Annotated in this window: 24 protein-coding genes; 17 read left to right on the top strand and 7 right to left on the bottom strand. The window is 72.3% G+C overall.

Translation table 11 applies throughout. The features are described 5' to 3' along the window. Positions 1 to 76: 76 nt before the first annotated feature. The gene (locus ACLVWQ_RS01570; protein WP_414106242.1) at positions 77 to 550 is read right to left on the bottom strand and encodes an indole-3-glycerol phosphate synthase; all 474 of its coding nucleotides are present in this window, start codon (positions 548 to 550) and stop codon (positions 77 to 79) included. Between the two features lie 144 nt (positions 551 to 694). Beyond that, positions 695 to 1,555 carry a pyrimidine reductase family protein gene (locus tag ACLVWQ_RS01565; protein ID WP_414106241.1) on the bottom strand — a complete coding sequence of 287 codons (861 nt, stop codon included), beginning with the start codon at positions 1,553 to 1,555 and terminating at the stop codon, positions 695 to 697. A gap of 37 nt (positions 1,556 to 1,592) precedes the next feature. Here ACLVWQ_RS01565 and zapE point away from each other — a divergent pair, with 37 nt between their 5' ends. From zapE to ACLVWQ_RS01535, 6 genes are all read left to right on the top strand, one after another. After that, entirely contained in the window at positions 1,593 to 2,693 is a 1,101-nt protein-coding gene (gene zapE / locus ACLVWQ_RS01560) for a cell division protein ZapE (RefSeq protein ID WP_414106240.1), read from the top strand. Positions 2,694 to 2,934: 241 nt separating this feature from the next. Continuing rightward, a complete protein-coding gene (locus tag ACLVWQ_RS01555) occupies positions 2,935 to 3,309 on the top strand; it encodes a hypothetical protein (RefSeq protein WP_414106239.1) in 375 nt (124 codons plus the stop codon). Positions 3,310 to 3,462: 153 nt separating this feature from the next. Then, positions 3,463 to 4,080 carry a carbonic anhydrase gene (locus tag ACLVWQ_RS01550; protein WP_414106238.1) on the top strand — a complete coding sequence of 206 codons (618 nt, stop codon included), beginning with the start codon at positions 3,463 to 3,465 and terminating at the stop codon, positions 4,078 to 4,080. Between the two features lie 8 nt (positions 4,081 to 4,088). Then, positions 4,089 to 5,561, top strand: coding sequence for a SulP family inorganic anion transporter (locus ACLVWQ_RS01545; protein ID WP_414106237.1), 1,473 nt, complete (start codon positions 4,089 to 4,091; stop codon positions 5,559 to 5,561). Between the two features lie 174 nt (positions 5,562 to 5,735). Further along, positions 5,736 to 7,097: a PhoX family protein gene (locus ACLVWQ_RS01540; protein ID WP_414106236.1), complete on the top strand. Its 1,362-nt coding sequence runs from the start codon at positions 5,736 to 5,738 to the stop codon at positions 7,095 to 7,097. A 128-nt stretch (positions 7,098 to 7,225) separates the two neighbouring features. Continuing rightward, positions 7,226 to 8,125, top strand: coding sequence for a PPK2 family polyphosphate kinase (locus ACLVWQ_RS01535; RefSeq protein ID WP_414106235.1), 900 nt, complete (start codon positions 7,226 to 7,228; stop codon positions 8,123 to 8,125). 24 nt (positions 8,126 to 8,149) lie between these two features. Here ACLVWQ_RS01535 and ACLVWQ_RS01530 read toward each other — a convergent pair whose 3' ends face one another. Next, entirely contained in the window at positions 8,150 to 8,653 is a 504-nt protein-coding gene (locus tag ACLVWQ_RS01530) for a hypothetical protein (RefSeq protein ID WP_414106234.1), read from the bottom strand. Between the two features lie 74 nt (positions 8,654 to 8,727). On the opposite strand from ACLVWQ_RS01530, the gene ACLVWQ_RS01525 reads away from it, so the two are divergent. From ACLVWQ_RS01525 to ACLVWQ_RS01490, 8 genes are all read left to right on the top strand, one after another. Next, positions 8,728 to 9,552, top strand: a complete 825-nt coding sequence (locus ACLVWQ_RS01525) for a polysaccharide deacetylase family protein (protein ID WP_414106233.1) — start codon at positions 8,728 to 8,730, stop codon at positions 9,550 to 9,552. 119 nt (positions 9,553 to 9,671) lie between these two features. Then, positions 9,672 to 10,532 carry an aldo/keto reductase gene (locus tag ACLVWQ_RS01520; RefSeq protein ID WP_414106232.1) on the top strand — a complete coding sequence of 287 codons (861 nt, stop codon included), beginning with the start codon at positions 9,672 to 9,674 and terminating at the stop codon, positions 10,530 to 10,532. Positions 10,533 to 10,626: 94 nt separating this feature from the next. Next, the gene (locus ACLVWQ_RS01515; protein WP_414106230.1) at positions 10,627 to 11,382 is read left to right on the top strand and encodes an aminoacyl-tRNA hydrolase; all 756 of its coding nucleotides are present in this window, start codon (positions 10,627 to 10,629) and stop codon (positions 11,380 to 11,382) included. A 93-nt stretch (positions 11,383 to 11,475) separates the two neighbouring features. Continuing rightward, a complete protein-coding gene (locus tag ACLVWQ_RS01510) occupies positions 11,476 to 12,267 on the top strand; it encodes a DUF4142 domain-containing protein (RefSeq protein ID WP_414106229.1) in 792 nt (263 codons plus the stop codon). A 191-nt stretch (positions 12,268 to 12,458) separates the two neighbouring features. Continuing rightward, positions 12,459 to 13,832 (top strand): DUF692 domain-containing protein, encoded by a 1,374-nt coding sequence (locus ACLVWQ_RS01505; RefSeq protein ID WP_414106228.1) that lies wholly within the window; start codon positions 12,459 to 12,461, stop codon positions 13,830 to 13,832. A 376-nt stretch (positions 13,833 to 14,208) separates the two neighbouring features. Further along, complete coding sequence (locus tag ACLVWQ_RS01500) at positions 14,209 to 14,979, top strand: DUF4142 domain-containing protein (protein WP_414106227.1); 771 nt, start codon at positions 14,209 to 14,211, stop codon at positions 14,977 to 14,979. Positions 14,980 to 15,088: 109 nt separating this feature from the next. Then, positions 15,089 to 15,862, top strand: coding sequence for a TIGR04222 domain-containing membrane protein (locus ACLVWQ_RS01495; protein ID WP_414106226.1), 774 nt, complete (start codon positions 15,089 to 15,091; stop codon positions 15,860 to 15,862). A 132-nt stretch (positions 15,863 to 15,994) separates the two neighbouring features. After that, a complete protein-coding gene (locus tag ACLVWQ_RS01490) occupies positions 15,995 to 17,581 on the top strand; it encodes an alpha/beta hydrolase (protein ID WP_414106225.1) in 1,587 nt (528 codons plus the stop codon). Positions 17,582 to 17,655: 74 nt separating this feature from the next. Here ACLVWQ_RS01490 and hemQ read toward each other — a convergent pair whose 3' ends face one another. Both hemQ and hemG read right to left on the bottom strand, forming a co-directional pair. Further along, positions 17,656 to 18,387: a hydrogen peroxide-dependent heme synthase gene (gene hemQ, locus ACLVWQ_RS01485; protein ID WP_414106224.1), complete on the bottom strand. Its 732-nt coding sequence runs from the start codon at positions 18,385 to 18,387 to the stop codon at positions 17,656 to 17,658. Between the two features lie 4 nt (positions 18,388 to 18,391). Next, positions 18,392 to 19,948: a protoporphyrinogen oxidase gene (gene hemG / locus ACLVWQ_RS01480; protein WP_414106223.1), complete on the bottom strand. Its 1,557-nt coding sequence runs from the start codon at positions 19,946 to 19,948 to the stop codon at positions 18,392 to 18,394. Positions 19,949 to 20,108: 160 nt separating this feature from the next. Between hemG and ACLVWQ_RS01475 the strand changes: the two genes are divergently transcribed. Next, a complete protein-coding gene (locus ACLVWQ_RS01475; protein WP_414106221.1) occupies positions 20,109 to 21,050 on the top strand; it encodes a DUF4349 domain-containing protein in 942 nt (313 codons plus the stop codon). 48 nt (positions 21,051 to 21,098) lie between these two features. Then, entirely contained in the window at positions 21,099 to 22,505 is a 1,407-nt protein-coding gene (locus ACLVWQ_RS01470; protein WP_414106220.1) for an FAD-dependent oxidoreductase, read from the top strand. A 64-nt stretch (positions 22,506 to 22,569) separates the two neighbouring features. Here ACLVWQ_RS01470 and ACLVWQ_RS01465 read toward each other — a convergent pair whose 3' ends face one another. Next, complete coding sequence (locus tag ACLVWQ_RS01465; RefSeq protein WP_414106219.1) at positions 22,570 to 22,983, bottom strand: hypothetical protein; 414 nt, start codon at positions 22,981 to 22,983, stop codon at positions 22,570 to 22,572. Positions 22,984 to 23,084: 101 nt separating this feature from the next. On the opposite strand from ACLVWQ_RS01465, the gene ACLVWQ_RS01460 reads away from it, so the two are divergent. Next, positions 23,085 to 23,903, top strand: coding sequence for a rhomboid family intramembrane serine protease (locus tag ACLVWQ_RS01460; RefSeq protein ID WP_414106218.1), 819 nt, complete (start codon positions 23,085 to 23,087; stop codon positions 23,901 to 23,903). A 34-nt stretch (positions 23,904 to 23,937) separates the two neighbouring features. Here ACLVWQ_RS01460 and hemE read toward each other — a convergent pair whose 3' ends face one another. Next, positions 23,938 to 25,005 carry a uroporphyrinogen decarboxylase gene (gene hemE, locus ACLVWQ_RS01455; RefSeq protein WP_414106217.1) on the bottom strand — a complete coding sequence of 356 codons (1,068 nt, stop codon included), beginning with the start codon at positions 25,003 to 25,005 and terminating at the stop codon, positions 23,938 to 23,940. Positions 25,006 to 25,183 lie beyond the last annotated feature (178 nt).

Genomic DNA, 25,183 nt, shown 5'->3' with positions numbered 1-25,183 from the left:
CCCCCACCGACCCGCACCCGCCAACCCCGAGCACCACCCACGGCACCCCCCGCCAAGCCCCAGCGGCAGCGCCACGTCACGCCTTGCTGTGCGAGAACAGCTTCAGCACCGGCACGCCCACCTTGTGCCGCGCCCGCGACGCCCAGTCCCGGTGGAAGAACTCCTCCACGTAGTGGGGATCGGTCAGCACGATGACCTCGTCCGCCCCGGTCTCCTCGACCAGGGCCTTCAGCGCGTCCAGCGGATGGGCCTCGATCAGCCGCCCCTCCGCCCCGCCACCGTGCGCCCGCAGCGCCGCCAGGGACACCTCCAGAGCCCGCCGCCCCTGCCCGACGGCGTCCTCGCCCTCGGGCGTCTCGTGCTCGCGGGCCGCCTCGTCCAGCTCGCCGAGGGCCACGTCGTCGATCGCCCGCAGCAGCCGGTCCGCCTGGTCGCCACGGGGCTGGAGCAGTACGTGGAAGGCGACCTCCTCGTCGCCGTGCAAAGTGGTGACGAACTCCACGTCCTCGGAGGTAAGGGCCTTCTCGATCATCAAAACGCTCGTGAACACGACAAACGCCCTTCTCTTCCGTGGGCCGTTCGAAGACCCCTGCGGAAACCATCCTGCCCCGTGACCCCACGGGGACTGCGAGTTTTATTGTGCCCAGCGAAAGTCAAACGGAACAGGTGATTCCACCTCTTTGATCATGTTTGATCAGATCCGACGGTAACGGCCGAAGAGGAACCCGCCCTCCTCCAACAGGGACGCCAGTTCGAATCGGCTCGGCACCACGACCGCGGGACCGCCCGCGATGCGCTGCGCGTCCCCCGCGGTGAGCATCGGGGACACCGTCAGACACAGCTCGTCGAGGACACCCGCCGCGACCAGCTGTCCGAGCAGCCGCGGCCCGCCCTCGGTCAGGAGCCGGCGCATGCCCAGCTCCGCGAGCGCGCGGACGGCCCGCGCCGGGTCCACCCCCGTGCCCTCACCCGCGACCACCACCCGCGCACCCGCCTTCTCGGCTGCGGCCGTCCGGTCGGGCGCGGCCGCGGCTCCGGTGAGCACGAGCGTGGGCAGCAGCGGCGAGGTGAAGAGCGGAAGCGAGAAGTCCAGGTCGAGACTGGCGCTCACCACGGCGATCGCGGGCGCCGGACCCTGCCCCGCGGCCTCCCGGAGCGCGGCGAAGTCCCGGCGGGCCCGCGCGGGGCGGTACCCCTCCTGGCGTACCGTTTCCGCACCGACCACCACGACGTCCGCGAGTCCGCGCAGCGTGCCGAAGACACGCATGTCGGCGGCGCCGGAGATGCTCTGCGAACGCCCGTCGTGCTGGGCGGCGCCGTCGAGCGTGGAGACCATGTTGGCGCGCAGCCACGACCCGGACCCCGAGGGATAGGCGTACGCCTCGGCCAGTTCATCGAGCCCCCATTCCCTGTCCCGGTACGGATCCCGGACCGAGCCCCGTACCGAACCCCGGTCCGCGTCCCGGTCCGTCTGCCGGACATCCGTCCCGGTACTCGGTACCCCGTCCGGGGCCGGGGCTGCTGTCTCGTCGGTCACAGGGAACAGGCGTCGCATGTCGTGCAGTCTGGCACGGGACGTAGAGTAGGGAACCGTGTCAACCTTCACCACCGCCTCCCGGTTCGGCCCCCTGCCCGACGCGGCCCCGTCGTCCCTGTGCGCCCGCGAGCCACGCGTCCCCGCGGACCGGCTGGTCGCCGAGATGGTGCCGCCGCCGCGCTTCGACTCGGTCCGCTTCGCCACGTACATCCCGGATCCGAACCAGCCGAGCCAGACCGAGGCCGTCCGGGTCCTGGACGCGTTCGCGGCGGGGCTCGACGGGACGCACCCCGCCGGCTCCGGCAAGCGCGGCTTCCTCGGCTTCGGCAGGAAGTCCGCGAAGGCCCCGGCCGGCCCCCGCGGTGTCTACCTCGACGGCGGGTACGGCGTCGGCAAGACCCACCTGCTCGCCTCCCTCTGGCACGCGACCCCGGCGGAGCCCTCGCTCAAGGCCTTCGGCACGTTCGTGGAGCTGACGAACCTGGTCGGCGCGCTCGGTTTCCAGCAGACCGTCCGGACGCTGAGCGGCCACCGGCTGCTCTGCATCGACGAGTTCGAGCTCGACGACCCGGGCGATACCGTCCTGGTGTCCAGCCTGCTCGCCCGGCTGGTCGAAGCGGGGGTGGCGCTCGCCGCGACCTCCAACACGCTGCCGGGCAAGCTCGGCGAGGGCCGATTCGCCTCGGTCGACTTCCTGCGCGAGATCCAGGGCCTCTCGGCGCACTTCAGGTCACTGCGCATCGACGGCGAGGACTACCGCCACCGCGGACTGCCCGAGGCCCCGGCCCCGTACTCGGACGAGCAGGTCACGAAGGCGGCGTACGCCACGCCGGGCGCCTCGCTCGACGACTTCCCGCATCTGCTCGACCATCTGGCCCAGGTGCACCCCAGCCGCTACGGCGCGCTGACGGACGGAGTCGAGGCGGTCTGCCTCACGGACGTGCGGCCCGTCCCCGACCAGTCGACCGCGCTGCGGCTCGTGGTGCTCGCCGACCGGCTGTACGACCGCGAAGTGCCGGTACTCGCCTCGGGGATGCCTTTCGACCGGCTGTTCAGCGAGGAGATGCTGAACGGCGGCTACCGCAAGAAGTACTTCCGCGCGATATCCCGCCTCACGGCGCTGGCCCGCGACGCCAAGGGGCTCGTGGCGGCCTGACGGCTCCCGCCGGAATTCCCCTTTCCTCTTGCCACTCCTCGGGCTTCCTCGCGCTTCCCCGCCCTTCCGTGTCCCTACCTGTCCTTTCCTGCTCCCTCTTGCCCTTCTCTGTCCTTACCTGTCCTCGCTCTTCAGGCTCTCTTCAGGGTGAAACGTTAAGTTAACCCTGCAATCAGCTTCCCGCGTTAACGTACTTATCAGCGTGGGAATGCTTGATGTGAATCCGGCCGAGAGAGGGCACATGGGACAAGGCAGGACGGCACGCACCCTGTTCGCCGTTCTCGCCGCGGTCCTGATGGCCCTGCAGCTCTCCGCCCCCACCACGGCGTTCGCATCCGCACACCCGGCCCAGCTCACCGGACCCGGGACCAGGGCCGAGATCGTCACCTGCGGCGAGATCTCGCACTCCCACGGCCCGACCGGCCCCCTGCGCACCCGCGACCGGATCCGTGTCGCGGACCACGTCCCTCCGTCCGCCGCGCGTCCCCTGCTCTGCAAGGACGTCACCGTCGGTCGCGAGGACCCGTCGCACAGCGCGGCCCCCGCGGCGCACCACCGCACGACGAGATCATCGACGACCCATCGCACAGCGGCACTTCAGGTCTTCCGCTGCTGAGCTGACCCCGGGCACGAAGCGACTCCGACCTGACCCACCCTCACCACGCCACGTCCGCCGAGCGCGTCGACGTGGGGTCATGTCGCCGTACCCGCATGCGCTTCCGTCGTTGCAAGCCGACGCGTCCTCACGCGCGCCAGGAGGAACTCACACATGCAGCCCCTCATCGATCACGCCCGCTCCTTCCGCAAGCAGTCCGCGGACCGCCCGGAGGAGTTCGCCCGCCTCGCCCGAGGCCAGTCACCGCAGGTCCTGTTCATCACCTGCTCCGACTCCCGGGTCGTCCCGGCCCTGATCACCGGAGCCCGGCCCGGTGAGCTCTTCGAGCTGCGCACCGCGGGCAACATCGTCCCCCCGCACACCTCCGCACAGCCCACCAGCGAGGCCGCCACCGTGGAGTACGCGGTGGAGGTGCTCGGAGTCACGGACATCGTCGTCTGCGGCCACTCCCACTGCGGCGCCGTCGGCGCGCTGGTCCGCGGCGACGACCTGACCGCCGTACCCGCCGTGCGCGACTGGCTCGCGCACTCGACCTCACGGCCCGAAGGGGCCGTCGAGGACCTGACCGTCACCGAGGCCGTACAGAACCACGTCCTGACGCAGTTGCTGCGGCTGCGCTCCTACCCGTCCGTGGAACGCCGGCTGGCGGGCGGGCCGACGGGTGCCGGTCCATCGGTTGCCGGACTGCGGCTGCACGGCTGGTTCTACGAGGTCCACACCGGCTCCGTGCTCGCGCACGACGTCCGCTCCGACTCCTTCGAGGCGCTGTGAGCGCGCGCGTGAGGTTCCCCCATCTGCGGCAGGACTTCGCCGCCTCGCTCGTCGTCTTCCTGGTGGCCCTGCCGCTGTGCGTGGGCGTGGCCGTGGCGTCGGGCGTGCCCGCCGAACTCGGCCTGATCACCGGCATCGTGGGCGGTCTGGTCGCCGGGCTGCTGCCCGGCAGCAGCCTCCAGGTCTCGGGCCCGGCCGCGGGCATGACCGTGCTGGTCCTGGAGGCGGTGCGCGCGTACGGCCTCGGCGTGCTCGGTGTCATCGTCCTGGCCACGGGACTCATCCAGCTCGCCATGGGCGGCCTGAGGCTGGGGCGCTACTTCCGGGCCATCTCGGTGGCCGTCGTCGAGGGCATGCTGGCCGGAATCGGGCTGGTCCTGATCGCGGGCCAGCTCTACGCGATGGCCGGGGCCGAGGCCCCCGCCTCGGGTCTGGGCAAGCTCGCCGGGCTGCCGGGTCTGGTCGCCGACTGGGCCGGGTCCACCACGGCGTCGGTCTCCGTCGGGCTCGGGGCCGCCACCGTCGCCGTACTCGTGCTGTGGAAGTACCTGCCGCGGAAGGTCCGTACGGTGCCGGGGGCGCTCGCCGCGGTGGCGCTCGCCACGCTCGTGACGTTCGTGTTCGACCTGCCCGTGGCGACCGTGGAGGTACGCGGGCTGCTCGACTCGATCCGGCTGCCGGGGCTCGAAGCCGTCGGCGGACTGGCGAGCGTGGGGGTGCTCGGTACGGTCCTGGCGTTCGTGCTGATCGCGTCGGCGGAGTCGCTGTTCAGCGCCGCCGCGGTGGACCGGCTGCACGACGGGCCGCGCACCGAGTACGACAAGGAGCTGATGGCGCAGGGCGCGGGCAACACGGTCTGCGGGCTGCTCGGCGCGCTCCCGATGACCGCCGTGATCGTGCGCAGCGCGGCGAACGTGCAGGCGGGCGCCCGGACGAAGGCGTCCCGGGTGCTGCACGGCGTGTGGCTGCTGCTGTTCGCGGCGCTGCTGCCCGCCGTGCTCGCCTACATCCCGCTGCCGGCGCTCGCGGGCGTCCTGGTGCACGCGGGCTGGAAGCTGATCCCGCTGCGTTCCGTCGCGGGGCTGTGGCGTGAGCACCGCGGGGAGGCGCTGATCCTGGTGGTCACCGCCGTGGCGATCGTCGCGGTGAGCATGTTCGAGGGTGTGCTGATCGGGCTCGCGCTGGCCGTCGCCAAGACCGCCTGGGAGACCTCGCACCTCAAGATGGAGGTCATAGACAAGGGATCCGGCCCGGTGCAGGTGTACCTGTCGGGCAACGCCACCTTCCTGCGGCTGCCGAAAATACTCGACAGCCTGGAGGCGCTGCCGCAGGACCGTCCGCTGGAGCTGAACCTGTCCGGGCTCCACCATCTGGACCACGCGTGCCGCACGGCCCTGGAGAACTGGGCGCAGCGGCACAGTACGGCGGGGACCGATCCGGTGAGGTTCACTCCACAGCGGTCTGACGACCCGGTGGCCTGACGCCCCGGTGGACCGACAACCCGGTGGCCCGGTGCGGGACTCCTGTCGAGTCCCGCACCGGGCCGTCCGTACGAGAACGCCACGCGTGACGCGTGTGGTTCACGTGATGGTGATCGCGTGATACACACAGGCGGGTCACATACTCCTGTCCGCCAACAGGAAGGTTGTCCCCCCATGTCCGCAACACGACGCGAAGTGCTCGCCCGCTCCGGTGCCCTGGGAGTGGGTATCGCCTTCACCGGAGCCGTGTCGGAGCTCTTCACCGGTACGGCCGCCGCGCTGGGCCACTCGGGATACGGCCCGCTGATCCCCGATCCGGAAGGCCTGTTGGACCTGCCGAAAGGTTTCCGCCACCGGGTGCTGTCCCGCGAGGGCGACCAGCTCCGCTCGGGCGAGGGCCAGGTGCCGAGCAACCACGACGGCATGGCCGCCTTCGGCGGCAGACACGGCCGCGTCCATCTGGTCCGCAACCACGAGAACCGGGTCACCGGCAAGATCCCGGTCCCGACGGTCGACGGCCTCACGTACGACCCGACCGGCAAGGGCGGCTGTACGGCGCTGACCCTCGACGCCCGGGGCAAGGTGATCGGTGAGCGGGTCGCCATCGCCGGTACGGCCGTCAACTGCGCGGGCGGGCACACCCCTTGGGGTACCTGGCTGACCTGCGAGGAGACCGAGGACAAGGCCGGCACGAACGGGTACACCAAGGATCACGGCTTCATCTTCGAGGTCGACCCGGTGGACCCGCACCTCACCGGAGCGGTCCCCCTCACCGCGATGGGCCGCTTCCAGCACGAGGCGATCGCCGTCGACCCGAAGCGCGGCGTCGTCTACGAGACGGAGGACGCGTTCGAGAAACCCTTCGGGCTCTTCTACCGGTTCCTGCCCCACAAGCCGGAGGGCGGCCGCGGTTCGCTCCGCGCGGGCGGCCGGCTCCAGGCGATGCGCGTACCCGGCGTCCCGGACCTCTCCTCGATCCAGGAGACGGGGGCGACCTTCGACCGCGTCGAGTGGGTCGACGTACCGGACCCGCTCGCGGCCGAGACGCCGATCCGGTTCCAGGACTTCGGCCCCCAGGGCATCACGCACGCGCAGAAGCTGGAGGGCTGCTACTGGGGCGGCTCGTCCGTCTACTTCGTGTCCTCCTTCGCGCACAGCGAGGAGGGTTCGGCCGCCGACCACTTCGGCCAGATCTGGCGGTACGACCCCGGTGCGCGCCGGCTCACCCTGGTGATCGTGTTCGGGCCCGACACGGACGTACAACTGCCCGGCGAGTCCCCCGACAACATCTGCCTCGCCCCCAGCGGCGGCCTGATGGTCTGCGAGGACGGCGGGGGCGCGCAGCACATGTTCGGCGTGACCCGGCGGGGCGAGGTGTACGCGATGGCCCGCAACCGGCAGAACATCGGCACCCCGGACGCGCCGGAGTGGGGTGAGTTCGCGGGCGTCACCTTCTCCCCGGACGGCCGGACGATGTACGTGAACTGCTACACGCCGGGGACGACGTTCGCGGTGACGGGCCCCTGGCACAAGTAGCGCCCCCTCCGGGAACGCGCCCGGAGAGTCCCTGGAGGTCCGGGGCGTCGGCGGGGGCGGGTGTGCCGCGGTAGCGGCCCCCGCCCCCGCGGCGCAGGATCGAGAGAACCGGCCCGAAGGGATACGCGATGGCCAAGAAGGACGGCAAGGGCAAGAAGCACCGGGCTGAGGCCGGGGACACCGCCGTGGGCGACCTGCTGCGCCTTCCTGTCGGAGAGCGGATCGACCTGTCCTCGTACGACACCTCGGCGACCCCCGGCGGGGCCAAAGCGCCCAGATCCAAGAGCGACGGGCTCGCGGCCGTCACCCGGATGGCGGCACCTCTGGCCGGCCTCCAGGAACGGCTCTGGGCGGCGAGCACCGCCGGTGACCACCGACGGATCCTGCTGATCCTCCAGGGCATGGACACCAGCGGCAAGGGCGGCACGGTCAAGCATGTCGTCGGGCTGTTCAACCCCGTCGGCTGCCGGGTCGAGGGCTTCAAGGCGCCGACCCCCGAGGAGCTGGAGCACGACTTCCTCTGGCGTGTCAGGCGGCGGCTCCCCCACCGCGGCGAGCTCGGCGTCTTCGACCGCTCCCACTACGAGGACGTCCTGGTCGGCCGGGTCCGCGAGCTGGCCCCGCGCGCCGAGATCGAGTCCCGCTACGGCCGGATCAACGAGTTCGAGCACGCTCTCGGCGACGACGGCCTGACCGTCGTCAAGTGCTTCCTGCACATCTCGTACGAGGAACAGCGCCTGCGTCTTCTGCGGCGCCTCGCCGACCCGCACAAGCACTGGAAGTTCAGCCCGTCGGACATCGACGAACGGGCCCTGTGGCCCGCCTACCAGGAGGCGTACGAGACCGCGCTCGAACGCTGCGCGACGGACACCGCCCCCTGGTACCTGATCCCTGCCGACCGCAAGTGGTACCGCAACTGGGCGATCAGCCGGCTCCTGCTGGAACACCTGTCGGCCATGGACCCGCAGTACCCGGTGCCGGGCTTCGACGTACGCGCCTGCCGGGAACGGCTGCAGGCGGAGAGCTGAGGGCCGAGGCGCCCAGCCGAGGGGTCAGCGGTCGGAGCCGGGCCGCTCGGCGTCCCGCTGCTCGTACCCGAGGACCGGTGTCCCGGGCGCGAACGCGTCGACCGCTGCCTGAAGCCCCCGCGGGTCGAGGCGCCAGAGGTTGACCGGGCGGCTGGCGAGGAAGAGGTCGTGCTCCACGTGGGGAGCGAGCCGGGCCGTCCGGTCGGGCCCGAGACCGGCGTTCATGCCCGGCAGGGGCGGCGCTCCCGCCGGCCGCCGGACACCGACGTAGTCCATCGGCGAGCCGGCCGTACGCTGCTGCCACACCACTACCGCGGTGATGTCCGCCCACGGCACGAACGCCGTCTGCGCGCGGTACCGGGCCGGGGCACCGCCGAGCAGCACGCCCTCGCCGTCCACGCGGAACGCGACCAGCCGCTTCCACCCCGCCCCCGACAGCAGTTGGAAGGGGGAACGGGCGAAGTGGGCCTCGTACACGGCGGACGTGGCCGACGCGGCGGAAGCGGCGGGATGCGAATCGTCAGACATGGCCACAGGTTATCGGGGTGACACTCGAAGCAATATGACCCGTTTTTCGTATTGATACGGTTAATGTCACCCGCGTGAAATCCTTCCTGCGGAAAGCCGTCGCGGCCTGCGTAGTGGGTGCCGCCGTCCTCACGGCGTGCGGCGCTCCCGAGTCCCGCCAGGTCGTCACGGTCCCCGAGTCCGCCACCGCCACGCCCTCCCGGGTCCCCACCCTCGCCCCAGGACCGGGCGGGCTGACCCCCGTCTTCGCACGGGCGACCCGGGCGGCGCGCGACAGGACAGTCGCGCTGACCTTCGACGCCGACATGACGTCCGATCAGGGGGCGCGGGCGGACGCCGGGGAGCGTTTCGACAACCCGAGGCTGATCGAGACGCTGCGACGGCTGAAGGTACCGGCGACCGTGTTCATGACGGGGCGCTGGGCCGAGGAGTACCCCGGGCAGGCGCGGGCCATCGGGCGTGACCCGCTCTTCGAGGTCGCGAACCACTCGTACAGTCACCACGCCTTCACCGCGGACTGCTACGGGCTGCCGACCGTCCCCGCCGCCCGGATGCGGGCGGACGTGGAGCGGGCGTTCACCGCGTTCCGCACGGTGGGGATCGAGCATCCGATGCCGTACTTCCGCTTCCCCGGCGGGTGTTACGACGACCGGGCCCGCAAGGCGCTGAGTGCCACCGGGGTGACGGCCGTGCAGTGGGACGTGGTGAGCGGGGACGCGTTCGCGACGGACGCGGCGGCCGTCGCGCGGGACGTGCTGGACGGGGTGCGGCCCGGTTCCGTGGTCGTCATGCACTGCACGCGCAGCGCGGCGCCGGCCACCGAGGAGGCCCTGCGCCGCATCGTCCCCGAGCTGCGCGAGCGCGGCTACCGGTTCGTGAAGGTGTCCGAGCTGATGTGAGCCGGGCCGGTTCCGATTCATCGCCACGACTGCTCAGAGCGATCGGTTTCTGTTGTTGGACTGCAAAAACGTGGCGGTGGAGTCTGGGAGTACCGAACGAGTCCTCAGGAGGAATCTCCATGCAGACACGCACCATCGGTGATGTCCAGGTCGCGGCGATCGGTCTCGGCGGGATGCCGATGTCCATCGAGGGACGCCCGGACGAAGCGCGTTCGGTCGCGACGGTGCACGCGGCGCTGGACGCGGGGGTCACCCTCTTCGACACCGCCGACGCCTACCACCGGGACGCGGGCGAGGTCGGGCACAACGAGTCCCTGATCGCCCGCGCGGTGGCCACGTACGGCGGCGACACCTCGGACGTGCTGATCGCGACGAAGGGCGGCCATCTGCGTCCGGGCGACGGGTCATGGACGCTGAACGGCTCTCCGGAGCACCTCGAAGCGGCCTGCGACGCCTCGCTGAGGCGGCTCGGCGTCGAGGCCATCGGGCTCTACCAGTTCCACCGGCCGGACCCGAAGGTCCCCTACGCGGAGTCGGTCGGCGCGATCCGCGATCTGCTGGACGCGGGCAAGATCCGGTTCGCGGGCATCTCGAACGCCGACCCCGAGCAGATCCGGCTGTCCGACGAGATCCTCGGCGGCCGTCTGGTGAGCGTGCAGAACCAGTTCTCGCCCGCCTTCCGTTCCAGCGAGCGCGAGCTGGACCTGTGCGCGGAACTCGGCATCGCGTTCCTGCCGTGGAGCCCGCTGGGCGGCATCTCCAGGGCCGGCGAGCTGGGTTCGCGGTTCGCCGTGTTCGCGGAGGTGGCGGACGAGCACGGGGTGAGTCCGCAGCAGGTGAGCCTGGCGTGGATCCTCGCGAAGGCCCCGGTGACGATCCCGATCCCCGGCTCCTCGCGCCCCGAGACCATCCGCGACTCGGTCGCCGCGACGGAACTGAAGCTGTCCGCCGAGGAACTGACCCGCCTCGACGCGGCATGACGAACCCGCGCCCCTCTCCGGAGGGGCGCGGGCAGCTCCCCGGGGGCACGGCGCCCCTCGGCCCGAGCGGTCCTCCGCCTGGCAGACTGAGTGCGTGAGCAGCGACGAGACGACGACCGGGCCGGACTCCGCGGTACCTGACAGCCCCTTCCGGCACGAAAGGACCGCCCGCGACGAGGCACCGCAGTTCGTACTGCCGCTGGTCGCCCGCATCGAACGCGGCGACCCTCCGGCCCGCACGGACGCGCTGGAGACCGCGGCCCGCGCCGTCCTGGTGCTCCTCGCCGACGAGCGCTCGCTCGGTGCGGGCGAATGGGCGCGCGCCGTCCACGACTGGCAGGACGCCCGGATCCGCAAGGTCGTCCGGCGGGCCCGCGGCGCCGAGTGGCGCCGTGCCGAGGCACTGCCCGGTGTCACCGTCACCGGCAAGTCCGCCGAGGTCCGCGTCTTCCCGCCGGTCCCCCTGGACGGCTGGCCCAAGGACCTGGCCCGCCTCCAGGTCTCCGGCACGGACCTCGACGACCCCGAGCCGCCGGCCGACGCCGACACGAACACGCCGGTGCTGTGGCTGAGCCCCGGCCTGGAGATGTCGGCGGGCAAGGCGATGGCCCAGGCGGGCCACGGCGCCCAGCTGGCCTGGTGGGAGCTGTCCGACGAGGACCGTACGGCCTGGCGCGAGGCGGGCTTCCCGCTCGCCGTCCGCACGGCCGGTCCGCAGCAGTGGGCGCGGCTCTCCACCAGCGGGCTGCCGCTGGTGCGCGACGCGGGCTTCACGGAGATCGCCCCTGGCTCGTGCACCGTGGTCGCCGACCATCCGGCGCTGCGCCGGGGTGTGACGCAGCAGACATGAATCGTTGAACAGCACCGCTGTCCCGTACGTATCTTCTGGCGCTGGCCAAGTACTCGTTCCCAACGACCAGTTGGTGCAACCCGGGAGGCTCCTTTGCGGCGAATCAACGGCACGGCCCTCGTCATCGTGGCACTCGTCGGCACACTCGGCGCGCTCGCGTTTCCCGTGTGGTCGTACACCGACCGCGCCGGTACGGGGCCGGCGAACCTCGCCGCCGGCACCGTGTCCACGAAGTGGGGTCCGCTGACCGCCACCGACCGTGACCTGATCGTCCGGGTGCGACTGGCGGGGCTGTGGGAACTGCCCGCCGCGCAGCAGGCCCTCGAACGCAATCCCAGCCCCGAGATGAAGGAGGCCGCCGACCACCTGGTCGTCGGCCACACCGACCTCGACAAGCGGGTGCGGGTGGTGGCGCGGGAGCTCGGCGTCGAGCTGCCGAACCAGCCGAACGCGCAGCAGCAGGGCTGGCTGCGGGAGATGACCGACGCGAGCACCGCGGACTACCCGAAGGTGTGGGCGAACCTCCTGAGGTCCGCCCACGGCAAGATCTTCCCGGCGATCGGCGCGGTACGGAACCAGACGCGCAACTCCCTGGTGCGCCAGCTCGCCTCGGACGCCAACCAGACCGTGCTCGACCACATCACGGTGCTGGAGAAGACCGGCGTCGTCGACTTCGAGGCGATCGCCAACGACTCGGTGGCCGGAACCACGGCCAGCCCGACCGGACCGCCGCCGCCCGTCCCCGGGGCGACCGTGGGATCGGCACCGCCCGCCGAGGCGACCGGCGACATCGGCACCACGTCACGGCCCTCCCCGGGAAAGCCCGGCACGGTCAACACGGACCGTCCCGCCCCGGAGGACCCGGACGCCTCCGCCTCGCAGTAGCGCCTCCCGGCAGCCGCGCTTCCGGGTCGGTGGTCACGCTCTCGGAACCTCAAATGTTGCTCTGAACGTCCCCGCCGATGGGTTCGGCCCGGGTTTCCCGGGCCATCACCCGGTCACGCCGGAACACAGGTCCGTCGAAGGAGACGCCGCACAGGTCCTGGTGAAACCGTGGTGAAGGTAGGGGGAGAGCAATGAAGCATCTGGGTACGGGAATCGGGTGGCGGCCGGAGATCGCCGACGCCGTGGAGCGCATGCCCGGCATCGACTGGGTCGAGGCCGTCGCCGAGAACATCTGTCCGGGGCACCTCCCCGAATCGCTGGTGCGGCTGCGGGAGCGCGGCATCACGGTGGTTCCGCACGGGGTGTCGCTCGGGCTCGGCGGCGCGGACCGCCCCGACGAGGGGAAGCTCGCCGACCTGGCGGCCCGTGCCGAGGCCCTCGGCTCCCCGCTGGTCACCGAGCACATCGCGTTCGTCCGGGCGGGCGGGGCGCTCACCGCCTCGCCGTCGCTGGAGGCCGGGCACCTGCTGCCGGTCCCCCGCACCCGGGACGCCCTCGACGTGCTGTGCGAGAACATCCGTATCGCCCAGGACGCGCTGCCCGTGCCGCTCGCGGTGGAGAACATCGCGGCGCTCCTCTCCTGGCCCGGCGAGGAGATGACCGAGGGCCAGTTCCTGTACGACCTGGTCGACCGCACCGGGGTGCGCCTCCTCATCGACGTGGCCAACCTCCACACCAACCACGTCAACCGCGGTGAGGACCCCGCCGAGGCGCTGGACGAACTGCCCGTCGAGGCCATCGCGTACGTCCATGTCGCCGGCGGCTTCGAGCGCGACGGCGTGTGGCACGACAGCCACGCGCACCCCGTGCCCGAGGTGGTCCTCGACGTCCTCGCCGAGCTCGCCTCCCGGGTCCGTCCGCCCGGCGTGCTCCTGGAGCGCGACGAGAACTTCCCCGAGCCGGCCGAGCTGGAGCGCGAACTGACGGCGATCCGGGAGACGGTGGAACGGAAGGCGGCGGAGCGGACGGACAGGGACGCCGCCCCGTCCGAAGGCCCCCGGCCCGAAGGAGCACGGCCTGAAGGAGCCCCGTTCGAAGGAGCCCGGTCCGGCGAGACCGACGGCGGCCGCGCGGCACAGCCGTCCACCGACCCGGCCCGGCAGCGCCTCGCCCTCGCGCAGGCCGCCCTGCTGTCCGCGCTCGTCGCCGGGACGCCCGCACCCGAGGGGTTCGACCGGACCCGGCTGGCCGTGCAGGCCCGAGCGCTGAGCGGCAAGCGGGCCGACGTCGTGGGGAAGGTCGCCCCGGAACTGCCGGAGATCCTCGCGGGTGCCTACCGGAAGAACTTCCAGGCGTACGCGCACAGCCACCCCATGTCGGGGGGCTACCGGCGGGACGCGCTGGACTTCGCGGAGTACCTGCTGTTCGAGGGACACCTCGACGACGCGAACGTACGGCGGCGGGTGAGCGACTGGTGGCTGGAGCGCTCCGGCCCCGCACCGCTGTCGCGGCACCCCGCGGCGCGGCTGGCGCGCGCCACGCGGCGGGTCCTGCTCAGGCGTTGAGATCCGGTCGACGCAGGGCGTAGCCGGCCCTGGCCGCCCGTGACTTCGCTCACCCGGGCGACAGAGGAGCCGAGTCCGTACAGCGCCGCGTGTCCCGTGCCTGCTCAGCGCCGCCCCGCGACGACCGGACCGCGCGGGTGCGCACTCAGCCGGGACACAGCGGTGCCCGTACGCGTCTGCCGCGGGCGCGACCCACCGGCCACGAGGCGACCACCCCCGTCCCGGCCCCACCTGCGGAGACACCGCTGTCACGGGCCCGTCCGGTCGGCGTACTCCATTCGTCCAAACCCGTACCGCGGCTGGCGTATCCCCACGAAGTACTATGCCGACCCACACCACAAGCGCACTAACGTGCGGTGCCGCAACAGGAGGCACCATGCGATCCATCAACAGCCGCGGGCTGTTCACCGGCACCGGGCTCATCATCGCGGGCCTTGCCCTGACCCTCGTGGCACTGGTCTTCCCGATCTGGTCGTACGCGGACCGGTCGGGCACGGGCGTGGACACGCTCAACGCCTCGACCGTGTCGACGAGGTTCGGCCCGCTGTCCGCGCAGGACCGCGACTTCGTCGTGAAGGTCCGGCTCGCGGGCCTGTGGGAGCTGCCCGCCGGCCAGCAGGCCGAGGAGCGCGGCACCACCGAAGCCGTACGGACGGCGGGCGAGCACCTCGTCGAAGGCCATACGTTCCTGGACGAGCGCGTACGCGACGTGGCCGCGCGGCTGGGCCTGGAACTGCCCGACCAGCCGAACGAACAGCAGCGCGCGTGGCTGGCCACGCTGAGCGCGGCGCGGGGCCAGGAGTACGACACACGGTTCGCGAACATCCTCCGCGGCGCACACGGCAAGGTGTTCGGGCTGGTCGCCCAGGTCCGTGCGAGCACCCGCAACTCGCTCGTCCGCGCGCTCGCCGACGACGCGAACACCACCGTCCTGGACCACATCACCGTCCTGGAGGCCACCGGGCTCGTCGACTTCGACGCCCTGGCCCGGGACGCCGCCGCCGCGAGCGCGCCCCCGCTCACCCACTCGCCCGCGCCACCGGGCCCGAAGACCTCGCCCAGCCCGCCGGTCCCGGTCACCCCCTCCCCCTCGACGACCTACTCCCTGCCACCGGCCGCGACCAGCCCACCACCGAAGGACAAGTAGTCCCGGCAACCGGAGCGGCACCGACGCGAAACGTCATACAGTGGCGATGCTTTGTCCAAATTGTGAACAAGTCGTGGCGCGGACGGCCTCGTTCGCATAGAACTCCGGCATGCTCTGGGTTCTCCTCCTTCTCCTGGCCTGGGCCGCGGCGGGCACGGCCTGCACCCGCCTGTGCCTGGCCTCCGTCCGGGCCGCCGCCGTCGACGACGCGCCCGCGCCCGACGGACGCGGTCTGACGCTGTACGAGGCCGCGTTCCTGTCGGGCGGTCCCGCCCGGGTCGCCGATCTCACGCTCGTGTCGATGGCCCGCCAGCGCCGGCTGCTGCTCGCCCACACCGGCTGGGCGACCGTCGTGGACCCGCGCGGCCGGGACGAGATGGAGCGCTCGGTCCTGGGCGCGATAGGCCCGGACGGGCAGTCCCGGATAGCGCCGGTCCGTACGAGCACGGCCGCCGCGGAGTCCGTACGCGCCCTCGCCGACCGCCTCGTGGCCGCGGGCCTCGCCGTGCCGGACGGCGCGCGCACCACGGTCGCCGGCGCCGTGCGCCAGGTGCGGTCGGCCGCGGTGATCGTGTCGGCGCTGGCCGCGGTCGCGCTGCTGATGCCTTCTCAGGCCCAGCACGAGCGGGCGCTGGTGGCCGTCTGGTTCACGCTGCCGCTCATCCTCACCATGAGCTGTCTGGCCATCGCCCGGATCGAGGTCCACCCCTACACCCACTGGGCGTCACCGGCGGGACAGCGCCTGCTCAGCGCCCTGACCCGTCGCGCGGACATCGACAGCGACGACCGTACGTACCTCACCACCGTGGCCGTACGCGGTATCCGCGCGGTCGGCGAACCGAATCTGCGGGCGGCCTTCGGGCACCGCGAGCCGTACGTCTGAGCCGCGCATCGGGGTCATCGGGCCGACATCGGCGGGCCGGTGCTTTACTTCGCCAAGTCCCCCGCGAAACATCCCTTTTGTTGCCGTCACGCACTCCGCTGCCGTGCACCCGACCCGACCGAAGGAAGAGCGATGAGAGCCGCCGCCCTCTGCGCGACCGCCGGATCCCTCGTCCTGGCCGCCGCCGTCGCCGCGCCCGCGGGCAGCGCCCAGACCTCGTCCGGCTGGGCCGAACGGCGCGGCACGGCGATCGCCGCCGACCGTGCCGCCGCCGACGGCATCCGCTTCGGGAAGTGCTCCGCGGACCAGGACGGCCCCGCGAGCCTGCAGTGCGGCACGGTCACGGTCCCGCTCGACTACGCGCACCCCGACGGCAGGAAGATCGAGCTGACCGTCAGCCGGGTGCGGGCGACCGGCAAGGACGGTGCGAGGGGCGGCGGGAAGCGGGCGTCCGTGCCGCGGCAGGGCTCGCTCGTCTTCAACCCGGGCGGCCCCGGCGCGTCCGGCATGTACTTCCCGTTGATCGGCATGATCCCGGAGTGGCAGCGCATCGCGTCGGCGTACGACCTCGTCGGTTACGCCCCGCGCGGGGTGGGCCGCTCCGCGCCGCTGTCCTGCCAGGACCCGCAGCAGCTCCTGAAGGGGCCGACCCAGTCGCCGACGCACCCCTCGGAGGCGTACAAGGAGGAGCGCGTCGCACGGGCGAAGGCGTACGCGCGAGGCTGTGTGGCGCGGTCGGGCCGCACGATCAGGCACTTCTCGTCCGTCAACAACGCCCGGGACCTGGACGTCCTGCGCGCCGCCCTGGGCGAGCGGAGGCTGACCTTCATGGGGGCGTCCTACGGCACGTACTTCGGCGCGCTGTACGCGGAGCTGTTCCCCTCGCACGTACGCCGGATGGTCCTCGACTCGGCCGTGAACCCGGACCCGGCGAAGGTCTGGTACCGCAACAACCTCGACCAGTCCGTCGCCTTCGAGGGCCGCTGGGCCGACTTCCGCGCCTGGACGGCCAAGCACCACACGGTGTACGGGCTGGGCCGCACCGCGCGGGAGGTGCAGCGCAGTTACGAGCGGGCGCGGGCCCGGCTCGCGGTGGAGCCCGCCGGCGGCGAGGTCGGACCCGGGCAGTTGCAGGGCGCGTTCCTGCAGGCCGGGTACTACGACGACTACTGGCCGCAGCGCGCGCTGGCGCTCTCCGCGTATCTGAAGGGCGACCCGGAGCCGCTGATCCGGCAGGCGGGTCCGCACCGGGACGCGCTGACGGAACAGGAGAACAGCAAGGCCGTCTACACCGCCGTCGAGTGCAACGACGCGCCCTGGCCGCGGGCCTGGCACACCTGGGACCGCGACAACACGCGCCTCGCGCGGGTGGCGCCCTTCGAGACCTGGGGCAACGTCTGGGCGAACCTGCCGTGCGCCTTCTGGCCGCTGCCGCGGCACCGGCCGCTCGATGTGCGCACGTCCCCGGGCGAGCTGGCGCCGACGCTGATCCTGGCGTCCGAACGGGACGCGGCGGCGCCGTACACCGGCGCGCTGGAGATGCACCGGCGTCTGTCGGGCTCCGCTCTGGTCACCGAGTCGGCATCAGGTTCGCACGGCATCGGCGGCGGCCCGAACGCCTGCGTGAACGCCCACTTGGACGCGTACCTGCTACAAGGCCGCCTCCCTGCCCGCGAGACATCCTGCGCCCCACACAAGGAACCGACCCCGACCCCCTAGGGCGCGGGGAACTGCGCACCAACCCCCCACCGGCAGACAGCCGACGCACGACCGCACCCCCCACCCCCTAGGGGCTACGCCAGGCCCGCGACCAGTTCGGCCACGGACTTGCGGCGGCCCGTGTAGAACGGGACCTCCTCGCGGACGTGCATCCGGGCCTCGGAGGCCCGCAGGTGCCGCATGAGGTCCACGATGCGATACAGCTCGTCCGCCTCGAACGCGAGGATCCACTCGTAGTCACCCAGCGAGAACGAGGCAACCGTGTTGGCCCGCACGTCCGGGAACCCGCGGGCCATCTTGCCGTGGTCGGCGAGCATCCGGCGCCGGTCCTCGTCCGGCAGCAGGTACCAGTCGTACGAGCGCACGAACGGGTACACGCTGATGTAGTCGCGCGGCGTCTCGTCCGCGAGGAACGCCGGCACGTGCGAGCGGTTGAACTCCGCCGGCCGGTGCAGCGCCATGTTCGACCAGACGGGATCCAGCGCTCGCCCCAGCCGCGTACGGCGGAAGAGGTTGTACGCCTCCTGGAGCTGGTCGGCGGTCTCGGCGTGCCACCAGACCATGAGGTCGGCGTCGGCGCGCAGTCCCGAGACGTCGTACGTTCCCCGGATCGTGACGTCCTTGGCGGCGAGCTGGTCGAACAGCTCCTGGACCTCGTCCGCGTAGCCGGCGCGGTCCTCGGGGAGCACGTCGCGCAGCTTGAACACGGACCAGAGGGTGTAGCGGATGACCTCGTTGAGGTCCTTGGCCTTCTTGCCGGCGTTCGGAGTCCTGGCCTGGCCGGTGATGGGGGCGTCGTCACTCATGGGGCTATTCTCCCGCTCCGCCGCGCGGACTCCGCACCGGGTGGGCGATGAGCGCCTCCACCGGCCGGCTGTCGCCCCTCAGCTTGTCCACGGCGGCGTTCGCACTCGCGACACAGGCCGGGATCCCCACCCCGTCGTACGCCGCTCCGCACACGGCGAGGCCCGGCACCTTGCCGACGTGTTCGCGGATGCGGGCCACGCGCGCGTGGTGCCCGACCGGGTACTGGGGCAGCCCGTCGTCCCAGCGGGTCACACGGGTCTCCAGGGGTTCGGCGGTGAGGCCGGTGGCCGCGCGCAGGTCGTGCCGTGACACGTCGACGAGGTCGGCGTCCGGGCGGCCGAGGATCTCCGTCTCCCCGTACCGCCCGACGGACGTCCGCAGGACCACCACGTCCGGGTTCTCCTCGGCGATCCAGCCCCACTTCTGGGACGCGAACGTCGACGCCTTGATGGTGTGCCCGTCGACGGGCGGCACCAGGAAGCCGCTGCCGGCGGGGAGGGCGGTCTCGGCACGGCGGTAGGCGAGCGTGATCAACGCCATGGAGGCGTACTCGATCGCCGCCAGCTCGGCCGCGGCGGCGGGGGCCTCGGCGCCGAGCAGCACCGCGGCGGCCGCGGCGGGCACGGCGACGACGACCGCGTCGGCCGACAGCACCCGGCCGCCCGCGACGACCCGCCAGCCCTCGCGCCGCCCGTCGGCAGCGTCACCGCCGGCACCGTCACCGCCGGCCGCGTCGCCCGCGACCCGGCGCAGCTCCGTGACCGGGGCTCCCGTGACGATCTCGCCGCCCCGGGCGCGTACCGACTCGGCGACGGCGAGCGGCAGTTGGCCGACGCCGCCCTCGATGCCCATGAAGACCGGGCCCGTGGGCTGGTCCGGCGGCTGTTCCTGCCGCCGTTCCCGCGGTCGTCCCTGCTGCTGGATCCGGGCAGCCTTCGCCTGGATCTCGCGGACCGCCTCGGTAAGCGAGGTGTGCGTACGGGCCGCCTCGAAGAGCTGGGGGACGGCCGAGCGCATCGAGATGCGGTACGCGTCGCCTGCGTAGACCCCGCCGAGCAGGGGCTCGACGATCCGGTCGACGACCTCGTGGCCGAGCCGCTCCGCGACGTACCCGCCCACCGCCACGTCGTCGCCCACCTCCGTGCGGGGCAGGTCGCGGTCGCGCTCGATCCGGCGCAGGCCCTCCTCGGAGAGGACCCCGGCGAGGGCCGCCGCGTCCCCGGGAACCCCCATGACGTGCCCCTTGGGCATGGGCCTGAGCACCCCGCGCGTCCAGATCGAGGCACCCACCGACGCCGGCGGCCTGAGCCGGTCGGCGAGGCCCGCCTCGTGGGCGAGCGCCACCGCCTCGGGCCGTCGCGCGAGCATCGACTCGGCGCCGAGATCGACCCGGGAACCCGCGATCTCACCGGGCAGCAGCTTGCCGCCGAGCCGGTCCGAGGCCTCCAGTACGGTCACGCGCGCGCCGCCGTTCAGGAGCCGGTGGGCGGCGGCCAGACCGGCGACGCCACCCCCGATGACGACGACGTGACCGGGCCCCGTACGTGTGTCTGCGTGCATGTCCCCACTGTCCCAGACCCCGCGCGGGCCCTGTCGGGCACCCGGTGGCCGCGGCGAGTCCGGACCGTGACCGGTTCGGAACCGGATCCGGCCAACGTCCTGCGCGGCTCCGGCGTCGAAGGAACGTCAGCCGTCACGACACCCTCGGGGGAACACCGCCATGTATCGAACCGCACGACCTGTACAGGTCCTCTCGGCACTGCTGCTCGCCGGCGCCCTCGCCCTCACGGGGTGCACCGCCGCGGACGGCGGCTCCGACTCGGCAGGCGACAAGGCCGCCGCCCCGGGAGCCCAGGAGGGGGGTGCGGGCGCCGCCCGCACCGGCGCGGGCGCCGCCGACGGGAACGCCGACGGGGATCAGGCCGCCGCGCCGACCCGGCCGACCACCCACATCGTCCGCACCGCGTCCCTGACCGTGCGGGTCAAGGACGTGCCGAAGTCCCTCGCCGAGGCCCGCACCGTGGTCGAGAACGCGGGCGGCCTGGTCGGCGACGAGACGACGGACCGTGACTCCGAGGGCCACGAGCGCTCCCGTGTCGTCCTGCGGGTGCCCGCGGACGCGTACGAGGACGTCCTCGACGAGCTGGCGGGCTCGGGCAGGCTCGTCGACCGCAGGGCGAAGGCGGAGGACGTCACCGAGGAGGTCGTCGACGTCGCGAGCCGCGTCACGACCCAGCGCGCCAGCGTGGCCCGGATCCGCGAGCTGATGGACCGTGCCGCCAAGCTGAGCGAAGTGGTCGCCCTGGAGGGTGAGCTGACCACGCGCCAGGCCGACCTGGAGTCGCTGCTGGCCCAGCAGGCCTCCCTCAAGGACCGTACGAGTCTGGCCACGATCACGCTGTCGCTGTCCGAGACGCCGGTGAAGAAGGCCGCGAAGGACGACGACCCCGGGTTCGCGGACGCGCTCGGGGGCGGCTGGGACGCGTTCGTCACCATGTTCCGCTGGATCGCGCTGGCGCTGGGCGCGGTGCTGCCGTTCCTGGTGGGCGCGGCGCTGCTGCTGTTCCTCTGGGTGCGTGTCCTGCGCGGCAGGATGCCGGTCCGCACGCAGCCCGGCAGCCAGGTCGGCGGGGACGGACCGGCCGGGAACGGCCAGAACTGAGCGTGCCCGGACGGGACCGAAACGCGCGGCGCCCGTAGCGTGTTCGTCATGAGCATGAGTGTGAGCGGCGAGAACCGTGCGAAAGAGCGTCTGGTGGTCGTCGGCGGGGACGCGGCAGGCATGTCCGCCGCGTCCCAGGCCCGCCGGCTGAAGGGCCCCGACGAGCTGGAGATCATCGCCTTCGAGCGGGGCCACTTCAGCTCCTTCTCGGCGTGCGGCATCCCGTACTGGGTGGGCGGTGAGGTCGCGGAGCGGGATCAGCTGATCGCGCGGTCGCCCGAGGAGCACCGGGAACGCGGCATCGACCTGCGGATGCGTACGGAGGTCACGGAACTCGACGTCTCCGGCGGCCGGGTGCGCTCACGCGACCTGGAGTCGGGAGCCGAGTCCTGGACGTCGTACGACAAGCTCGTGATCGCGACGGGTGCCCGTCCGGTGCGGCCGCCGCTGGCCGGGATCGACGCGCCCGGGGTGCACGGCGTGCAGACCCTCGACGACGGGCAGGCCCTCATCGACACGCTGAGCCGTACGGAGGGCAGGCGCGCGGTGGTGATCGGCGCGGGTTACATCGGCGTGGAGATGGCCGAGGCGCTGATCAACCGCGGGTACGAGGTGACGGTCGTCAACCGCGGCCGGGAGCCGATGTCGACGCTCGACCCCGACATGGGCCGTCTGGTGCACGAGGCGATGGAGGGGCTCGGCATCACGATGGTGAACGACGCCGAGGTCACCAAGATCCTCACCGGTCAGGACGGGCGGGTCCGCGCGGTCGCCACCCAGGACCGCGAGTACCCGGCGGACGTGGTGGTCCTCGGCATCGGCGTCCGGCCGGAGACCACGCTCGCCGAGGCCGCGGGGCTGCCGCTCGGCGACCACGAGGGGCTGCTGACGGACCTCGCCATGCGGGTGCGCGGCCACGACAACATCTGGGCGGGCGGCGACTGTGTGGAGGTCCTCGACCTGGTCTCGGGCCGCGAACGGCACATCGCGCTGGGCACCCACGCCAACAAGCACGGCCAGGTGATCGGCTCGAACGCCGGCGGCGGCTACGCCACGTTCCCCGGTGTCGTCGGCACGGCGGTGAGCAAGGTCTGCGACCTGGAGATCGCGCGTACCGGGCTGCGGGAGAAGGACGCGCGGCGGGCGGGCCTGCGGTTCGAGGCGGTCACCATCGAGTCGACGAGCCGGGCGGGGTACTACCCGAACGCCGGCCTCATGACGGTGAAGATGCTCGCCGAGCTGCGCACGGGCCGTCTCCTGGGCGTCCAGATCGTCGGCCGGGAGGGTGCCGGCAAGCGCGTGGACATCGCCGCGGTGGCGCTCACCGCGGGCATGACGGTGGAACAGATGACGGCCCTGGACCTCGGCTACGCCCCACCGTTCTCCCCGGTCTGGGACCCCGTCCTGGTGGCGGCCCGCAAGGCGGTGACAGCGATCAGAAAGCCCACCCCGTAGGCGCCCCCGTAAGGGGCGCGGGGAACTGCGCGCCCCCCACCGGCGGTCAGCCGAACACGAGGCCTCAAGCCCCCTGCACAGCCCCGCTCATCCCGTTCGCCCCGCTCACCCCGTTCCCGTTGATCTTCTCTATGGCCTGCCGGGCCTGCTCCCCCGGCGACCGCCCCAACGACGAGACACCGGACACCGAGGACACGGTCGGCGGCCCACCCACCGCGGGCGCGGACGGCGTGGGCGGCACGGCCGCCGGCATGGCCGAGGCGGCAGCCGACGACCGCGCGTGCGACCCGCCCTGCCTCCCCCGCAGCCGATGGCTCACGGCCTCGTCCAGCGTCACGGGGCGCTGCATGCTCGCGGCCAGCCGGCCGGCCTCCTGGCCGAGCGCGGCCACGTCCTCCCAGGACAGCCTGAGTACCACGGCGAGCTCCGCCTCGCCGTCCTGCGTGGCGATCAACGGCTGAGTGACTCGGTCGTTCATGACCTGTTCCTCACGTCTTGCTGGGATCACGGGCGTTGCCGAAACATACGCAGACGGCCGGGTCGCCGTTCAGACTCGCCGAACCGGGGCAGGATTTCCTCGTGGTCATACCCGTCCATGACGTGAACCCGGCCCGCCGTACGCCGTATGTGACGTACGTGCTGATCGCCGTCAACTTCGTGGTGTTCCTGGCCACTCCGGGGGTGGCAAGTTCACTCACCGGCGAGAGCGGTGCGGCGCAGCTGTGCCATCTGCAGGCGTTCCTTGACCACTGGGCGGCGGTGCCGCGGGAGCTGATCCACGGGCAGACCCCGACGGCCGTCCCCACCGGGGCCGTGGGGGTGGGCCCCGGCGGTCCCGGCTGTGTCGTCGGCCCGCCCGGCTACGACAAGTCGCCCCCGCTGTCGGTCCTGACGTCGATGTTCCTGCACGGCGGCTGGGTGCACCTGCTCGGCAACATGCTGTTCCTGATGATCTTCGGCAACAACATCGAGGACCGCCTGGGCCACGTCCGCTACGCGCTGTTCTACGTGGCCTGCGGCTACGCGGCGGCGTACGGCTTCGCCCTCGTCAACGCCGGCTCCGGGGACCCGCTGATCGGCGCGTCGGGCGCGATCGCCGGGGTGCTCGGCGCGTATCTGGTGCTCTATCCGAGGGCCAGGGTCTGGGTCCTGGTGCCGTTCCTGATCTTCCTGCCGCTGCGGCTGCCCGCCTGGATCGTGCTGGGCTTCTGGTTCGGCCTCCAGGCGGTGTACTCGTCCGGCACGGGCGTCTCGGCGGCCGGCACCGTCGCGTACGTCGCCCATGTGGTCGGCTTCCTGACCGGCATGCTGCTGGCCTGGCCGCTGCGCCGGGGCACCCCGCCCCCACCGGAGCCCCGCGGCCTCCTGTGGGGCAGACGCGCACGCCCTCGCTGGTAGGCGCCCGAAGCACCCGCCGGCCCTCAGTGGAGCGTCAGCGCGCCGTACGGGTGTGGACGAAGTCCACCAGCCGGGTCAGCGCGTCCGGGCTCATCGTCGGCAGCACCCCGTGCCCGAGGTTGAACACATGCCCTTCGAGTCCGGAGGCGGCGTCGAGGACTTCCTGCGTCTTCTCCTCCACGACCTCGGTCGGGGCGAAGAGGACAGCGGGGTCCAGGTTCCCCTGGAGCGCCCTTCCTGGCCCGACGCGCCGTGCGGCCTCGTCGAGCGGCACACGCCAGTCGACGCCGACGACATCCGCGCCGGCCTCGCCCATGAGGCCGAGCAGCTCACCGGTGCCGACCCCGAAGTGGATGCGCGGAACCCCGTACTCCTCGACGGCCCGGAAGACCTTCGCGGAGGCGGGCATCACCGAGCGCCGGTAGTCGGCCGGGGCCAGGGCGCCGACCCAGGAGTCGAAGAGCTGGACGGCGGAGGCGCCGGCCTCGATCTGCACCTTCAGGAAGGCGGCCGTGATGTCGGCGAGCCGGTCCAGCAGGTCGGCCCAGAGCTGCGGGTCGCCGTACATCAGGGACTTGGTGTGCTCGTGGTTGCGGGACGGCCCGCCCTCGACGAGGTAGCTCGCGAGGGTGAACGGCGCGCCCGCGAAGCCGATGAGCGGCGTCGGACCGAGCTCACGGGTGAGCAGGCCGATCGCCTCGGTGACGTACGAGACGTCGTCCGGCGTCAGATCACGCAGCTGGTCGAGGTCGGCACGGGTGCGGATCGGCTTCTCGACGACGGGGCCCACACCGGGCTTGATGTCCAGGTCGACACCGATGGCCTTCAGCGGTACGACGATGTCGCTGTAGTAGACCGCCGCGTCCACCTGGTGCCGGCGGACCGGCTGGAGGGTGATCTCGGCGACCAGCTCGGGCCGCGTGCAGGACTCCAGCATGGGGATGCCCTCGCGCACCTTCAGGTACTCGGGCAGCGAGCGCCCCGCCTGCCGCATGAACCACACGGGCGTGTGCGGCACGGGTTCACGCCTGCACGCCTTGAGGAAGGCGGAGTCGTAGGTCGCGGTCGGCTGCTGGCCCTTGGGGCGGTCGATGGCACTCACGGCAAAAGTCTCCCACGGTCCGCGGGCACCCGGAGCCCGGGGCCGAGACGAGGCCGTACCCCCCGGAGCCCGGCCCGTTAACTCCGCGAATCGGCCTTTTCAGGGGTGCTTCTCGGCAACGGGATCCGGACAGTGGTCCGGCGCACGGGTGTCTGTCCCTGCACGAAGGCTCCGTTCC

Origin of the sequence: Streptomyces sp. CWNU-52B (genome assembly GCF_047444975.1) — a bacterium.
Taxonomy (GTDB): Bacteria; Actinomycetota; Actinomycetes; order Streptomycetales; family Streptomycetaceae; genus Streptomyces.
Note: the sequence above shows the minus strand (reverse complement) of the source record. Positions and strands in the feature narration are given on the sequence as shown.